The organism is Dactylosporangium sp. NPDC006015, assembly GCF_040614215.1.
Classification (GTDB): Bacteria; Actinomycetota; Actinomycetes; order Mycobacteriales; family Micromonosporaceae; genus Dactylosporangium; species Dactylosporangium maewongense.
The window spans coordinates 75362-91100 of sequence record NZ_JBEXUD010000036.1 but is presented as its reverse complement, the minus strand read 5'-3'; the positions used below and the strand labels follow the sequence as shown (position 1 = coordinate 91100).

The following is a 15739-nucleotide window of genomic DNA, read 5'->3' as shown; positions in this document are numbered from 1 at the left end:
ACGCCGAGCAGGGCATCCCCAGCTTGAGGGCGCACGAGGCTCGAGACCGGTCAGAAAATCGCTCACAGCGCCCGTGTCTTGAGCGCCGGCGGTGAGACCGAGAACCGTCACGGCACCGGGTGGACCGCCGCTGTCTGGACGGGCCCGGTCGGTGACCCGCCGCGCACGCTGCTTGCGCAACGTGTGGCAGGCCGCCGGAGGTGACGACTCACCCACCGTACAACAGATTGCCGCATGACAACAGTCGCACCCCTCCGACCGGCGTGTCAGCCCTCTAGCAGGTCGTTCATCGCCGCAGGGTCGCCGGGCAGGCCAAACGACCGCAGCAGCCCCGACACGTCGCCGGACTTCCGCCCGCCGATCTGCCACGCGGCGGGCGCCTCCGCCAGCGCCCGCACCAGTCTCTGCCGCGGGCCGGCCACGCCGGACCCGGGACCGTCCGGGAACACGAGCCGCAGCGCGGTGCCGAGCACCGGCAGGGTCTCCACGCCGGTGACCGTCCCGAGCCGGGCCAGCAGTGCGTCCAGGGCGGCGTCACCGGCGGCGAGCGCGGGCAGGGACAGCGCCGCGTAGCCGGCCAGGTCACCGCCGAGGAAGGGGATGCCGGCCCGGGCGGTGCTCGCGCCCCCGGCCCAGCGCAGCAGCTCCCGCGTGGCCTCGTCGCCGGCACCGGCGCCCCGGACCCGGGCGAGGGCGACCGCCGCCGCCCAGCGGATCTCCCCCCTGGTGTCGCGCAGCGCCGCCGGCACGACGGTGCCGAGCAGCCCGAGCGACACGACCGCGGTGGCGGCGACGGACCGGGACGGGTCGGCGACCGCCGCGGTGAGCACCGCGACGCTCGCGGCGTCGTCCTCGGGGAACCAGCCGAGCGTGAACGCCGCGGCCGCCCGCAACGCGGCGTCACCGTGCGCGTCGCCGCCGATGACGAGTTCCCGCAGCACGGGCAGGCCGGCGCGCACGGCGTCGTAGGCGGCCAGCTCCACGTGCGCCGCCATGGCCGACCGCTGGTCGTCGCCGAGAGCCTCCCAGTAGTCCAGGCGGCTCTCCCCCTCGAAGTCCTCGTCCTCGTCGTCCTCGGCCGGCGGTGGCGCGGCACGCAGCAGCTCGGCGCCGCCCACGGCCGCGGCCCGCAGCCCGGCGGCCGGGAACCCGTCCGGCAGCCACGTCCCGTGGTGCCCGACGGCGATCGACGCGACCAGCTCCACAACCGCGGCCCGGTCCGGGGTCGCCGGGTCCGCCAGGAGCTCCAGCAGGAACGGCACCGCCGGGGCGCTCGCCTCGTACCGGGTCCCCTGGTGGCAGATCCCGCCATAGAGCCCTGACAGCGCCCCGCGCCGGTCCCCGGCGGCGCCGGAGCGCAGCGCCCGCAGGTGACCGGGCACGTCGGCGGCCGGGCCGTACGCGTGCTCCAGCGAGGCCCAGTCGATGTCGTCGAGTCCGTCCAGCACGGTCGCAGAACCTACCCCATTAGGGTGGGTGGATGACCGGTCTCGGCGACGTCGACGCCAGCGTTCCCAACGTGGCCCGCATGTACGACTACTACCTCGGCGGGTATCACAACTTCGCCGCCGACCGCGAGGCCGCGGAGCAGATCCTCGCGATCTTCCCGGACACGCCCGCGGCGGCCAGGACCAACCGGCGGTTCCTGCAGCGGGCGGTGCAGCACCTGGACCGGGCCGGCGTGCGGCAGTTCCTCGACATCGGCACGGGGCTGCCGACGCAGGGCAACGTGCACGAGATGACCGACGGCCGGGTCGTCTACGTCGACAACGACCCCGTGGCCGTCGCCCAGGCACGGTCCCTTGTGGACGGTCTGGACCGCGTGTCGGTGGCGTGCCGGGACCTGCGGGACCCGGAGGCGCTGCTCGCCGACCCCGACGTCGCCGGGCACCTCGACTTCGGCGAGCCGGTCGCGATCCTGATGGTGTCGATCCTGCACTTCGTGCCCGACGAGGCCGACCCGGGCGGCATCATCGCCCGGCTGCGCGACGCCACGGTCCCCGGCAGCCACCTCGTCGTCTCCCACCTCACCCTGGACGGGGTCCCGGCCGCGCCCGCCGCCGCCGGCCAGCAGGTGTACCGGCGGTCCAGCGCGCCGATCGTCCCCCGTACCAGGGCGGAGATCGCTGCCCTGTTCGACGGCTACGACCTGCTCGACCCGGGGCTGGTGTGGCTCGGCGACTGGCGCCCCGACGACGGCGAGGAGCAGGTCTCCCACGGGTACGGCGCCGTGGGCGTGCGGCCGGGCCGCTGACAGCAAGGCGTGGGCGTGCGGCCGGCTCGCTGACGGCAAGGCGGGGGCGGGCGGCCGGCTCGCTGACGGCAAGGCGGGGGCGGGCGGCCGATTCGGAGCTGACGGGGGCGCGGATGGGTCGCTGACAGCAAGCCGACACCGACCCATCCATCGACCCGGGTGAAGGCGAAGTCCTCTCGTGCGGCGGTCACCGGACCGCTCCAGACGCGAGGGGACCACGCAGATGACCACTCCAACCCGGGCAGGCCGCCGGTGGCGCGCCACCGCGGCCGCGCTCGTGGCGGCCGGTGTGGCGTTCGCCGGCCTCGGGCCCGGCACGTCGTCGGCCTCGAGCCACCGGGAGGCGCCGCTCGTCGCCGCCGACCCTGCCGTCGACAACACCGACCTGTACGCGTTCGTCAGCCCCGAACGGGCCGGGTACGTCACCTTCATCGCCAACTGGCAGCCGTTCTCGGCACCGGACGGCGGCCCGAACTTCTTCCCCTTCGCCACCGACGCCGTCTACAACATCAACGTCGACAGCGACGGCGACGCGAAGGCCGACGCGGTGTTCCGCTGGACGTTCCAGAACATCGACCGCCGCGGCGGCGACACGTTCCTCTACGCCAACGGTCCCGTCACCTCGATCGACGACGAGAATCTGCTCTTCCGCCAGACGTACACGCTGGAGTCCTCGTTCCACGGTGAGCCCTTCAAGACGCGGGTCACCGGCGCGCCGGTCGCGCCGTCCCGGGTCGGCAAGGCCACGATGCCCGACTACGCGAAGCTGCGCGGCGAGGCCGACAAGCGGCTCCCCGGCGGCTGGAACGTCTACGCCGGCCAGGCCGACGACCCGTTCTTCCTCGACCTGCGGGTGTTCGACCTGCTGTACGGCGGCGACCTGAGCGAGGTCGGGCAGGACACCCTCGCCGGCTACAACGTCAACACGATCGCGCTGCAGGTGCCGTTCTCCGACGTGGCGCTCAAGGGCGACGTGAAGCGCAACCCGGTCATCGGGATCTGGACGACCACCGAGCGGGCCAAGACCCGCGTCACCGGGCAGTCCGGCCCTGTCACCGGCGAGAAGGTGCAGGTGTCCCGGCTGGGCAACCCGCTGGTCAACGAGGTCGTCGTGCCGGCGTCGCTGAAGGACGCGTTCAACTCGATCAGCCCCGACCAGGACGCCGGCATCCCCGCCGTCGTCGCCCGGGTCACCGACCCCGAGCTGCCGAAGCTCATCGAGGGCATCTACAAGGTGCCGGCGCCCGCCGCACCCCGCAACGACCTCGTCGAGATCTTCCTGACCGGCATCACGACCAAGGCCGGCGGGCCGATCAAGGCCGACCTCAACTCGCAGCTCAACAACGCCGACGTCGTCGCGGCCGACTTCCGGCCGTCGGAGATGCTGCGGCTCAACCTCGGCGTGCCGGTCGCCGCGCAGCCCAACCGGCTCGGCGTGCTCGCCGGCGACCTGCAGGGCTTCCCGAACGGCCGGCGGCTCACCGACGACGTCGTCGACATCGCCGTGCAGGCGGTCGAGGGCGCGGCGCTGACCGGCAAGCTCGTCGACGCCCTGGCCACCGGCGACAAGGTGGACGCGAACGACAACGCGTTCGGTGCGCAGTTCCCGTACGTGGCGCTGCCCAACGGCTCGGCGCCGTCCCCGGTGCGGCCGTCCGCCGCCGCGTCCGCGTCCGCGTCCGCGTCCGCGTCCGTCGCGGCGCAGCCGGCCACCACGCCGTCGGCGTTCGAGTCGGGCACCGGCATGACGGCCGTCGCGGTCAGCACGTCGGCGATCGCGGCCGGCCTCGGCACCCTGCTCTTCGTCGGCTGGTGGCGGCGGCGCCGCGGGTCCGTCCAGCCCTGACCCGTTCCCCGGGGGCGCGTTTCGTGCGCGTGGCGCGCCCCCTTCATCTCCCGGGAGGAGGAGGCATGCGGGTTCGCATGGTGTTGGGTGTCGTACTGGCTGCGACGCTGCTGTTGGGCCTCGGCGCGCTGATCGGGCGGCGCCCGTCGCCGGCCTTCGTCGAGCCCGACCGTCCACAGTCGACTGGCCGGCTCGCCGCGGCGATCGCGGCGCACCAGGAGCGGCTGCGCGAGGTGCCGGGCGACTGGACCGCGTGGGCCGCGCTCGGCGAGGCGTACCTGGAGCAGGCCCGGGTCAGCGCCGACCCCGCCTACTACCCGAAGGCCGAGGGCGCGCTGCGCAGGTCCCTCGAGGTCCGCCCCGACGGCAACGCGGACGCGCTCACCGGGCTCGGCGCGCTCGCCAACGCCCGCCACGACTTCGCCGGCGCGCGCGAGCTCGCCAACCGGGCCCTCGCCGTCAACGCGTGGTCCGACACCGCCTACGGCGTCCTCGCCGACGCCGAGACCCAGCTCGGGCACCCCGACGCCGCGACCGCCGCCGTCCAGCGGATGCTCGACCTGCGGCCGGGGCTCGGCTCGTACACCCGCGGGTCGTACGACCTCGAACAGCACGGCAAGCGGACCGAGGCGGTCGCGCTCATGCGGCTCGCCCTCGCCGCCGCCACGGAGCCGGCCGACGTGGCGTTCTGCCACCAGCACCTCGCCGGCCTGGCGTGGGCGGCGGGCGACCTGGCCACCGCCGCCCGGCACGTGTCCCTGGGCCTCGCCGCCGACGCCGGTGCCGTCGGACTCTGGCAGCTCAAGGCCAAGCTCGACGCGGCCGCCGGCGACCTGACCGCGGCGCTGGACGATCTCGCCAAGGTGGTCGACCGCACGCCGACCGTCGACGCGCTGCTCGACCAGGCGCGCATGCTGCGGGCCGCCGGGCGCGACCCCGGGCCGTCGCTCACCCTCGCCCGGGCCGCGCACTCGCTCTTCACCGCCAACGGCGGCACCGACGACCTCGGCGCGGCGTCGCTCGCCCTCGCCACCGGCGACGCCGTGACCGCCGCGAGGCTCGCGGTCGCCGAGTGGGACCGCCGCCAGTTCGGCGAGGTGGCCGACATGGTCGCGTGGACCCTGATGGCCGCCGGCGACCCGGCCGCCGCGCTGCCGTTCGCGAAGCGGGCCAACGCGCTCGGGCAGGTCGACGCGACCCTCGCCTACCACTACGGCATGGTCGCCTCCGCCGCCGGTGACAGGGAGACCGCCCGGGTGCAGCTGCGGCTGGCGCTCGCGCTCAACCCGCACTTCTCCCCCGTCGACGCGCCGATCGCGGTGCGGACCCTCGCCACCCTGGAGTCCTGATGGTGCTTCGTCGCGCACTGGTCCTGCTGTGCCTGGCCGTGGGCGGGCCGCTGCTGTGGCCCGGCACCGCGCAGGCGCACCCGCTGGGCAACTTCTCCGTCAACCAGCTGGGCGCGCTGACCTTCCACCCCGACCGCGTCACGGTCGACTACGTGGCCGACCTGGCCGAGCTCCCCACGTTGCAGTCAGTCCCCTCGTGTACGACGGTGGCGCCGCTCTTCCGGGTCGCCGTCGACGGACGCCCGGTCGGCTGGACGGTCGACCGGTCCTCCTTCACCTACTCCGACGGTGCGGCCGGGCTGCGTACCAGCCGCCTGGAATGCACGTTCTCGGGGGCCTTCACGGTCTCCGGCCCGTCCACTGTGGACGTCGTCAACGACTTCGCCGCCGACCGCGTCGGGTGGCGCGAGCTGACCGCCGTCGCGGCCGGGGTGCACATCGTCGACTCGCCGCTGCCGACGGTGTCGGCTTCCGCGGGGCTGCGGTCCTACCCTGCCGACCTGCTCAGCTCTCCGCCGGCGGTACACCGGGCGACACTGCGACTCGAACCCGGGGGCAGCACGGGCCCGGCCGCTCAGGCTCCCCCTGGACCGTTGTCGTCGCCGGTCCTGCCCGGCTGGGCCGGGACCGCGGAGCTGAAGCTGCGCGGATGGGTGGCCTCGCGGTCGCTGACGCCGTGGGTCGGGGTGCTGGCGGTGCTGCTCGCGCTGGCCCTCGGCGCCGCGCACGCCGCCCTGCCGGGACACGGGAAGACGGTGATGGCCGCGTACCTCGCGGGCCGCGCGGGCCGCCCGCGGGACGCGCTCACCGTCGGCGCCACGGTCACCCTGACCCACACCGGCGGCGTCCTGCTGCTGGGCCTGCTCCTGACCACCGCGGCGGGGCTGGCCGGGGAGACGGTGCTGGGCTGGCTCGGCGTGACGAGCGGCGTGCTGGTCGCCACGATCGGCCTGACCATGCTCCTGTCCCGCCGCGCCTCCTCCCATGACCACTCCCACTCTCACTCCCACGCCGCCCACTCCCACAGCCACGGGCCCGCCGCCCACTCCCACGGCGCTGATTCCCACACCCACTCCCACGGCTCGGGCTCGCACACCCACGACCACGACCACGACCACGACCACGACCACGACCATGCGCACGACCACGGTCACCCGCACCGGTTGGCGCTGGTCGGCATGGGCATCGCCGGCGGCCTGGTGCCGAGCCCTTCCGCCCTCGTCGTCCTCCTCGGCGCCGTCGCCCTCGGCAGGACGTGGTTCGGTGTGCTGCTCGTGCTCGCGTACGGCTTCGGCATGGCCGCCACCCTCACCGCCGCCGGCCTGCTGCTCATCAAGATCCGCGACCGCTGGCCCGCCCGCCTGCGGATCAGCGACCGCCTGACCAGGCTCGCCCCCACCGGCACCGCGGCCCTGGTGCTGCTCGTCGGCTCCGCCCTGGCGGTCCGCTCCCTCGTCACCCTCTGACCGCACGGGCCGGACCCGCCGCCCGGCAGTCCGCTGTCGGCGAACAGGTTTGGGGTGCGCTCGGGGGGCGGTGCGGCGGTATGGTCGTGGTGGGTAGAGCGCCTGCCTGAGCCCGACACGGTTGCCCACGCCTGCCGTGACCCGAGGCCAAGAGTCTCAGACTCAGCGCGGTGGTGCAGGCTGCCCGGCGGAGGTCCCGCCGTCCGATCGGTGCGAGCGTGGGTCGACGCCGGAGGTCGCCATGCCAGACGAAGAGGACCAGCACCAGCCAGCCCCTGGCTCCGCCCAGGACGGCGGCCATCCCAGCGGCGGGCAGCGGGACGGCGGGCAACAGCGCAGCGGCGGAGAGCAGGACCGGCAGCAGCAGGACGGGACCGGGCGGGCGCGACGGGATCGGAAGCGGCGGCGGGCGATCAGGGCGCATGCGGCCCAGACGGGTGTCGCATATTCGGTGGCCGCGCGGCAGCTCGCGGGGTTCGGCGTCGGCCCGGGCGAGACCCTGGCCAGCCTCGGCAGGACGGTGTATCCGGTCGGCCTGCCCGGCAGGTGGACCGTCATCGCCCGGGAGCTACGCCCCGCCGCCGTGAAGCTCCACGACACGCGGCGGGCGGCACGCCTCGCGGGTGGGCGGGCGGTGCACCTGGTGGAGCGGTTCCCACCCGGCGAGAGCCACGCGGGCCCCTGTTACGCCGGCGACGACCTCGAAGACCTGCTCGCCATGCTCTACCTGGTGGTGGTGCGGGAGGCCCCGGGCCTCGTGCCCGCCGCCCTGGACCTGGCATGGACCGCCGAGCTCGGCGAGGAGACCGCCGTCGACATGGAGTGCGCCGAGGTGGACCGCGCCGCCCGCCTCGTCCTCGACGACGGGATCGCCGGCCTGTGGGCCAGGGTCGAGGACGCCCTCCGGTCAGGCCAGGCCAACCCCATCCCCGCCATCCGCCACGACGCCGACCGGCTGTCGCTGGTGTGCCGCATGTTCACGATGCCGGTCGAGGGCCCGGACGGCGAGCCGTATGTCCTCCGCGCCCCCTGGACCGGCGCCGCCCAGATCCTCGACGCCCTCCTCGTCATCGCCGACGACGGCCACGCCCCCGGCACCAGGGTCCGCCTCACCCACCCAGCGACCACGGGTCCCGCCGCGGGCACGACCACCCAGGCCCGGCTACAACCACGTGAGGTCACCCAGGTTCGACAGCCAGCAGGGAAGGCCGACCAAGGCCGGCCGGAAGCACGTGAGGCCGCCCAGGATCCGCCGGCCGCAGGCGCGCCGCTCCCGGGCCCGCCGGCATCGGGCACGATCATCGGAGCACGCTGGGCCGCCGCAGGACCACCACGCGGCTACGAGATCCGTCTCGACGGCGACCCCGCCACCCACACGATGCGCCCCGAGGACCTGATCGTCCTGCCACGCCAGGAGTCCACCGCCACCGCCCTCCAGGTCTGACCGCCCCAGCACAGGAGGTCCACCCCGGCACGACGCCCAGACACCAGCAGCCGGCACAGCTCCACCACGACTAGCGGATGGTCTCCTGCTGCAGCACACCGAGGTAGCCGTGGGTGACGATGCGCTTCGCACGATCGGTGTAGAAGTCGGGGTCGTCCGGCAGAACGGTGGCCAACCCGTCGACGTACCGGTTGAACATGCAGAACGCGGCCGCGATCAGCACCGTGTCGTGGACTTCGACATCGGTGGCACCCTCGGCCCGGGCGGCGGCCACCAGGTCCTCGGTGACCTCCTTGCCGCCACGTTGGACCGCGCCGGCGACGTCGAGCAACGCACGCATCTTGCTCGACACCGGTGCGCCGTCGGCATCGTCACGTACCTGCTCGACCAGGGCCATGCCATCGGGAAGCTGCGCCGCCGCGTACGCCGCGTGAGCGCAGTAGCAGTACTGGCATTCGTTGAGGCCGGACACATAGGCTGCGATAAGTTCGCGTTCGCCACGGGTCAACGTACCGGGGCCACACAGCAGTGCCTCGACCAGGCCGTTGAGCGGCAGCGCCGTCTCCGGCCTGAACCGGAACAGACCGCGAATCCCGGGTTCGCTGGTGTTGAGCGTGATGTGTGGCATACGCACTCCTTCGCTCCCCCGGTCGACAACCGGGCCTCGTGAGACAGGCTGCCGTCCAGATTGAGTCACGTCCGTCGATATCGTCAACGCCTGTCGTGCGTTGGCCGCCTGCCGCACCACAGCGGATTCACGTTGGCCCTTCTCGCGCTGCCATCGACTTCGACTGTTCGGCGGAGGTTGCTGCCGGCGTGGATCCAGCGGCCGGCCGGTCGAGCCGATCCCGCACCCGCTGGGCTTCGGGGGCGTCGAGGTCGCCGTACGCGGCGAGCGCCTGCCGCCAGTGATGGGCGGCCGTGGCCGGGTCGGCGGTGGCTTCGTGGGCGTCGCCGAGACCGGTGTGGGCGCGGGCCTGGCTGAAGGGGCTGCCGATCTCGACCGCCAGCGCGAGCGCGTCGCGGTGGCGGTCGGCCGCTTCGGTGGGGCGGCCCAGCCGGAGGGCGGCCACACCCAGCGCGTTGAGCGCGGACGCTTCGGCGGCACGGTCCCCGGTCTCGCGCAGGATGGTGACTGCGGCGCCCGCGTCGCGGTACGCCGGTTCGTCGTCGCCGGCCTCCTGATGGGCCCGGGCGATGTTGACCAACGCGATCGCCTCGCCGGTGCGGTTGCCGAGCTCGCGGTGGATCGCCAGTGCCTCGCGGAGATGGGCGAGGGCCGCCGCCGGGCTACCGGTCTCGACGCACGCGACGCCGATGTTGCCCAGGACGCGGGCCTGCGTGGCCCGGCTGCCGGTGGCCCGGGCGGCGGCGAGCGCCTCGGCCAGCAGGGCGAGCAGCTCCTCGTAGCGACAACAACTACCGGCACCTGCTCTTCGCCGCGCCGACCGGCGGCGGCACGGACTTCTCGGAGGTCAACTGCCACGCCGGCGGGGCGATGTGGTACGGCGACATGCTCTACGTGGCCTGCACCGACCGCATCAAGCTGTTCAGCTTCAAGCACATCTTCAGCGCCGACACCTCGGCCGACTGCACCGCCAGGATCGGCAAGTACGGCGCGAAGTACTGCGCCAGCGGCTACGCGTACATCATGTTGCAGGTCGGTCAGATCGTCGCCAGCGGCCCGGCGATGACGTTCTCCACCATCTCCCTCGACCGGGAGGCGACGCCCGACAAACTGGTCATCGGCGAGTACTCGACCTCGCCGGGCGCCGGGCTGTGGCGGTTCAACCTCGACTCGAGCACCCGCCTGCCGTCGAGCTACTACTACGACGCCTGGAGCATGCCGTTCAGCTCGGTGCAGGGCGTCACGACCCGGGACACGAAGTTCTGGTTCCACAGCAGCGGCGGCGTCATCACGTCCGGTGAGACGATCCAGGACAACTACGGCAAGCTGCGCTTCTGGAACGGCCAGGCGACCTCTGCGGTCAAGGTCTGGACCGGGGCCTACGGCGCCGAGTCCCTCAGCTACTTCGGCGACGACAGCAGCTCACCGGACACCCTCTTCACGCTCAGCGAACACCCGGGCTACCGCGGAGTGATCGCGATCCAGGCGGCCGACTTCGACTGACCGCCGCCGGTCAGGACGGGCCGGTCCTGATGACCGACCCGTCCTGGTCCGGGCCGTTCGCAGCGTGCGGGGTCGGTGGGGCGACGGGGTGCCGGCGGTCGGTTATGGTGGAGGGGGCAGCGCGCCTGCCCGTGCCGCGGATCGACGGAGCCCACGCCTCCGGCGGCGGTCAAGAGGCCCTGACTCAGCGCATCCGAAGGGATGCGGCTGCGTGGGCCCGCCGAACGCCGTGAAGGCGAAGGGCGTGATCGTCGATGTTCGAGCGGTTCACCGACCGGGCCAAACGTGCCGTGGTGCTGGCGCAGGAGGAAGCCCGGGTTCTCAATCACCATGCCATCGGGACCGAGCATCTGCTGCTCGGGCTCATCCAGGAGGGCGACGGCGTCGCGGCGCGGAGCGTCGAGGCGCTCGGGGTGTCGCTCGAGGACGTGCGGCGGCAGGTCGAGGAGATGATCGGCCTGGGTGGGCAGGCGCCGGGCGGGCACGTGCCGTTCACGCCGCGGGCGAAGAAGGTCCTGGAGCTGGCGTTGCGGGAGGCACTCCAGCTCGGGCACAACTTCATCGGGCCCGAGCACCTGCTGCTGGGTCTGGTCCGGGAGGGTGAGGGCGTCGCGGCCCAGGTGCTCGTCCGGCTGGGTGCCGACCTCAACCGGCTGCGGGCGCAGGTCATCCAGCTGCTGGCCGGGCACCCGTCCAGCACGAAGGCGCCGGAGAGCGCGCCGCCGGTGACGGTGCTCGACCAGTTCGGCGTCAACCTGACCGCCGCGGCCCGCGACGGGCAGCTCGACCCGGTCATCGGGCGGGACGCCGAGGTGGAGCGGGTCATCCGGGTCCTGTCGCGGCGCCGGAAGAACAGCCCGGTGCTGACCGGGCCGCCCGGCGTCGGCAAGACCGCCGTCGTCGAGGGGCTGGCCCAGCGGATCGTCGCCGGTGACGTGCCGGCCTCGCTCAAGGACCGGCAGCTGTACACGCTCGACCTGGGGGCGCTGGTCGCCGGCTCCCGGTACCGCGGCGACTTCGAGGAGCGGCTGAAGAAGGTCACCAGGGAGGTCCGCACCAGAGGCGACATCATCCTGTTCATCGACGAGATCCACAACCTGGTCGGCGCGGGCGCGGCCGAGGGTGCCATCGACGCCGCGTCGCTGCTCAAGCCGTTGCTGGCGCGCGGGGAGCTGCGGACGATCGGGGCGACCACCGACGAGGAGTACCGGAGGTTCATCGCCAAGGACGGCGCGCTGGACCGGCGGTTCCACCCGGTGGCGGTGCCGGAGCCGACCGCCGAGGACACCGTGCTGATCCTGCGCGGCCTGCGCGACCGGTACGCGGAGCACCACGGCGTCACGTACACCGACGCGGCGCTGCGGGCGGCGGCGCTGCTCGCCGACCGGTACATCACCGACCGCCGCCTCCCGGACAAGGCGATCGACCTGATCGACGAGGCCGGGGCCTCGAACAAGACCGGGGCCGGAGCCCCGAACAAGACCGGGGCCGGAGCCGCGAACAAGGCCGGAACGCCGCAACTGCAGCAGGTCGACGCGGACGAGATCGCGGCCGTGGTGGCGGCGTGGACCGGCATCCCGGTGCAGCGGCTCACCGAGCAGGAGAGCGCCAGGCTGCTGCGGATGGAGCAGACGCTGCACGAGGAGCTCGTCGGCCAGGAGGCGGCGGTCGCCGCCGTGTCGCGGGCGATCCGCCGGACCAGGGCCGGCCTGCAGGACCCGCGCCGGCCCGCCGGGTCGTTCATCTTCGCCGGCCCGTCCGGCGTCGGGAAGTCGTCGCTGGCCAAGGCCCTCGCGGGGTTCCTGTTCGGCGCCCGGGACGCGCTGATCCAGCTGGACATGTCGGAGTTCCACGACCGGGCGACGGTGGCGCGGCTGGTCGGCGCGCCGCCCGGCTACGTCGGCTACGACGACGGCGGGCAGCTCACCGAGCAGGTCCGGCGGCGGCCGTTCTCGGTCGTGCTGTTCGACGAGGTGGAGAAGGCGCACCCGGACGTGTTCCACACGCTGCTGCAGATCCTGGAGGACGGCCGGCTCACCGACGGCCAGGGTCGCGTCGTCGACTTCAAGCACACGGTGCTCATCCTCACGACCAACCTGGGCACCCGCGACCTGACCCGGCCGGCCGGCTTCCACGACGGGCCGCTGCCCATGTACGACAGGGTCGGCGACGAGCTGCGCAAGCACTTCCGGCCGGAGTTCCTGAACCGCATCGACGAGACCGTCGTCTTCCATCCGCTGGGTCCCGCGGAGGTCGAAGGCATCGTCGACCTGCTCGTGCTGGACGTGGCGGCGCGGCTCGCCCTCCAGGACATCGGGCTGGCGGTGACGCCGCGGGCCCGCGCGCACCTGGCGGCGCGCGGCCACGACCCGGTGCTCGGCGCCCGGCCGCTGCGGCGCACCGTGCAGCGGGCGGTCGAGGACCCTCTGTCGGAGCGGATCCTGCTCGGCGCGCTGCGCCCCGGCGACACGGTCACGATCGACCACGGTGAGGACGGTCTCACGTTCGTCACTTCCCGGGAGCTTGAGCGAATGCTTAAATAGCCCCGACGGCTTGAGCGAGTGCTCAACTGAATGGGGTGCGTGGTGGCGGACACGAAGGAGCGCCTGGTCGACGGGGCGATCAAGGTCCTCGGCAGCGACGGCCTCGCGGGCGCGTCGGCGCGGACGATCGCCGCGGCGGCCGGCGTCAACCAGGCGCTCGTCTTCTACCACTTCGGGACCGTCGACCAGCTGCTCTCGGTCGCCTGCCGGCAGGCGACCGAGAGCCGGGTCGCGCTCTACCGGGAGCGGTTCGCGGCCGTGTCGACCATCGGCGAGCTCCTCGACGTCGGCCGGCAGCTGCAGCAGATCGAGCGGGCCGAGGGCAACGTCGCGATCCTCGCGCAGATGCTCGCCGGCGCCCAGACCGACGAGCGCCTCGCACCGGCCGTCGCCGCCTGCCTGAAGCTGTGGATCGCCGAGATCGAGCCGGTGCTGCACCGGGTCACCGCCGCCTCCCCCGTCGCCGACCTCGTCGACGTGCCGGGGCTGGCCAGGGTGGTCGCGTCGACGTTCATCGGCCTGGAGCTCCTCACCGGCGTCGACCCGGACGGGGCGGCCGCCGCCGTCGCCACGCTGGAGCGCCTGGGCGTCCTCGTCGAGGTCGTCGACGGCCTCGGCCCCGTCGCCCGCCGCGCCCTGCAGGCGAAGCTCCGCAAGGCCGCCCGGTGAAGGCGAAGCACGCCGCGCGGGCCGCGGTGGCGGCGGTGTGGCTGTATGAGGGCCTGTGGTGCAAGCTCCTGCACGGCGATCCCGACCAGGAGAAGATCGTCGCGGCGGCGCCGCTGCTCGGGCCCGCCGCCCTGACGGGGATCGGCCTCGCGGAGGTCGCCCTCGCGGCCTGGGTCCTCACCGGACGGTGGCCGCGGGCCGCGGCGGTGACGCAGACGGTGCTGCTGGTCGCGTTCAACGCCGGCGGCCTGCTCTTCGCCCGGGACCACATCACCGACGCCGGCCGGATGCTCACCGCGAACGCCGCGCTCCTCGCCCTCGCCTGGCTCCTCGCGGCACCGGCGACCGCAGATGCGTAACCCGTGGCAGCGGGGCCGGCTCACCGTCGGCAGGCGCCCCCAGGTGATGTTCGGCCGCATGTACGAGGACCCCGCCGCCGAGCTGAGCGTGTTCCCACCGGCGGGGCGGGTCCTCGCCATCGCCTCCGCCGGCGACACCGCCGCCGCCCTCGCCCGGGCCGGGCACCGGGTCACGGCCGTCGACATCAGCGCCACCCAGCTGGCCTACGCGCGGGCCAGGCTCGCCGGCGGCCCCACGGTCACCGGCACCGCCGAACGCCTCCAGGCCGTCGCCCGCCGCGCCGCGGGCCTGGTCGTCCCCGGCTGGCGCCCCGCCGCGATGACGGAGTTCCTGCGCCTGGCCGACCTCGAGGCGCAGCGCGCGCACTGGCGGGAGCGACTGGACCGGCCCGCGCTCAGGGCGCTGATGCGGCTCGCGTTCGCCTCCGCGGGACTCGTCCGGCGGGACCTGTGGCGCGCCCTGCCACCCCGGATGGACCGGGTCCTGCGCCGCCGCCTCGAGCAGGGCCTGACCGGCCACCCGAACGCCACCAACCCGTGGGCCTGGCGCCTCCTCCTGGGCCGCGAGTGCCCCGCCACACCACCCGGACCGGCGGCCGGCGACATCGAGGGCGGCATCGAGTGGGTGCACGCCGACGTCGTCGAGCACCTCCGGTCGGTGCCGCCCGGCTGGTACGACGCCGCCACCCTCTCCAACGTCCTCGACGGCCCGCCGCCCGCGTTCGCCGCCGAGCTCGCCGCGGCGCTGCGGCACGGGGTCCGGCCCGGCGGCCCGGTCGTGCTGCGGACGTTCCGCGACACGCCCCCGCTGCCCGGCGACCGCTGCCCGACCGGTCCCTGCTCTGGGGCGCCGTCGTCCGCCTCCACCCCCTCACCGCCGGAGCATGACCATGCTGCAGGCCCTGCGACGACACCCCCTGCCGATGCGCACCCGCTTCGGGCACTCGCTCGTCCTCACGTACGCGCTGCCGGCCCCGGTCCTGGCGCCGCTGCTGCCGCCCGGCCTGACCCTCGACACGTACGAGGGCCCGCACGGCAGCCACGGCTTCGTCGCGATCGGCATCGTGTCCACGCAGGGGCTGCGGCCAGCGCCGTTGCCCGCGGCGCTCGGCATCGACGCCGTGCTCACCGGCTACCGGATCTTCACCAGGTTCCCGACGCCGGCCGGGAGGACCATGCGCGGCCTGTACATCCTGCGCAGCGATACGGGCCGGCCCGCCCTCGCCCGCGCCGGGAACCTGCTCACCCGGTACCGCTACCACGTCGGCACGGTCGGGCTCACCGTCGACGGCGACCTGCTCACCGCCACGGTCGACAGCCGGGACGGCGGCGCCGACCTCACCGTCACCGCCGACCTCACCCCGGCACGGGACGGCACGCCCGCGCCGCTGCCGGCGGGCTCCCCGTTCGCCGACGCGACCGCCGCCCGCAGGTTCGCCGGGCCGCTGCCGTACACCTTCGACGCCGAGGACGGCGGGATCGTCGTGGTGAAGGCGCACCGCAGCACCTGGACGCCGGTGCCGGTCGCGGTCCGCGTCACCCGGTGCACGTTCCTGGAGCGCGGCCCGTTCGAAGGGACGGCGCCGGTCCTGGCGCAGGCGTTCCACGTCGCCGGGCTCGACTACGGCTGGCACCGCGGGGTCCGCCGCGCCCTCGACGGGAGCGCCCGGTGATCCAC

The 15739-nt window shown here is 74.1% G+C and carries 13 protein-coding genes; 10 read left to right on the top strand and 3 right to left on the bottom strand.

What is annotated here, in order from left to right; genetic code table 11:
- Positions 1 to 266: 266 nt before the first annotated feature.
- Positions 267 to 1448: a hypothetical protein gene (locus ABZ321_RS42260; protein ID WP_354901355.1), complete on the bottom strand. Its 1182-nt coding sequence runs from the start codon at positions 1446 to 1448 to the stop codon at positions 267 to 269.
- 32 nt (positions 1449 to 1480) lie between these two features.
- Between ABZ321_RS42260 and ABZ321_RS42255 the strand changes: the two genes are divergently transcribed.
- The 5 genes from ABZ321_RS42255 to ABZ321_RS42235 all read left to right on the top strand — a co-directional run bounded on the left by ABZ321_RS42255 (position 1481) and on the right by ABZ321_RS42235 (position 8359).
- Complete coding sequence (locus ABZ321_RS42255; RefSeq protein ID WP_344502253.1) at positions 1481 to 2254, top strand: SAM-dependent methyltransferase; 774 nt, start codon at positions 1481 to 1483, stop codon at positions 2252 to 2254.
- Between the two features lie 223 nt (positions 2255 to 2477).
- Complete coding sequence (locus ABZ321_RS42250) at positions 2478 to 4100, top strand: DUF4331 domain-containing protein (protein WP_354901353.1); 1623 nt, start codon at positions 2478 to 2480, stop codon at positions 4098 to 4100.
- A gap of 65 nt (positions 4101 to 4165) precedes the next feature.
- On the top strand, positions 4166 to 5449 hold the full coding sequence (locus tag ABZ321_RS42245; RefSeq protein ID WP_354901351.1) for a hypothetical protein: 1284 nt from the start codon (positions 4166 to 4168) through the stop codon (positions 5447 to 5449).
- Positions 5449 to 6915: a hypothetical protein gene (locus tag ABZ321_RS42240; RefSeq protein ID WP_354901349.1), complete on the top strand. Its 1467-nt coding sequence runs from the start codon at positions 5449 to 5451 to the stop codon at positions 6913 to 6915. Before ABZ321_RS42245 ends, ABZ321_RS42240 begins: the two co-directional genes overlap by 1 nt.
- A 241-nt stretch (positions 6916 to 7156) precedes the next feature.
- Entirely contained in the window at positions 7157 to 8359 is a 1203-nt protein-coding gene (locus ABZ321_RS42235; RefSeq protein WP_354901347.1) for a hypothetical protein, read from the top strand.
- 70 nt (positions 8360 to 8429) lie between these two features.
- Here the strand turns inward: ABZ321_RS42235 and ABZ321_RS42230 are convergent, their stop codons facing one another.
- Positions 8430 to 8987, bottom strand: a complete 558-nt coding sequence (locus ABZ321_RS42230) for a carboxymuconolactone decarboxylase family protein (protein ID WP_344502248.1) — start codon at positions 8985 to 8987, stop codon at positions 8430 to 8432.
- 127 nt (positions 8988 to 9114) lie between these two features.
- Positions 9115 to 9759, bottom strand: a complete 645-nt coding sequence (locus tag ABZ321_RS42225) for a tetratricopeptide repeat protein (RefSeq protein WP_354901396.1) — start codon at positions 9757 to 9759, stop codon at positions 9115 to 9117.
- Between the two features lie 113 nt (positions 9760 to 9872).
- On the opposite strand from ABZ321_RS42225, the gene ABZ321_RS42220 reads away from it, so the two are divergent.
- From ABZ321_RS42220 to ABZ321_RS42200, 5 genes are all read left to right on the top strand, one after another.
- Positions 9873 to 10490 (top strand): hypothetical protein, encoded by a 618-nt coding sequence (locus ABZ321_RS42220; RefSeq protein WP_354901345.1) that lies wholly within the window; start codon positions 9873 to 9875, stop codon positions 10488 to 10490.
- A gap of 254 nt (positions 10491 to 10744) precedes the next feature.
- Positions 10745 to 13033 (top strand): ATP-dependent Clp protease ATP-binding subunit, encoded by a 2289-nt coding sequence (locus tag ABZ321_RS42215; RefSeq protein ID WP_354901343.1) that lies wholly within the window; start codon positions 10745 to 10747, stop codon positions 13031 to 13033.
- Positions 13034 to 13075: 42 nt separating this feature from the next.
- On the top strand, positions 13076 to 13702 hold the full coding sequence (locus ABZ321_RS42210) for a TetR family transcriptional regulator (RefSeq protein WP_354901341.1): 627 nt from the start codon (positions 13076 to 13078) through the stop codon (positions 13700 to 13702).
- A complete protein-coding gene (locus ABZ321_RS42205; RefSeq protein ID WP_344502243.1) occupies positions 13699 to 14061 on the top strand; it encodes a DoxX-like family protein in 363 nt (120 codons plus the stop codon). The genes ABZ321_RS42210 and ABZ321_RS42205 overlap by 4 nt, the downstream gene beginning before the upstream one ends.
- An 884-nt stretch (positions 14062 to 14945) precedes the next feature.
- Complete coding sequence (locus ABZ321_RS42200) at positions 14946 to 15734, top strand: DUF2071 domain-containing protein (protein WP_354901339.1); 789 nt, start codon at positions 14946 to 14948, stop codon at positions 15732 to 15734.
- The last annotated feature ends 5 nt before the right edge of the window (positions 15735 to 15739 follow it).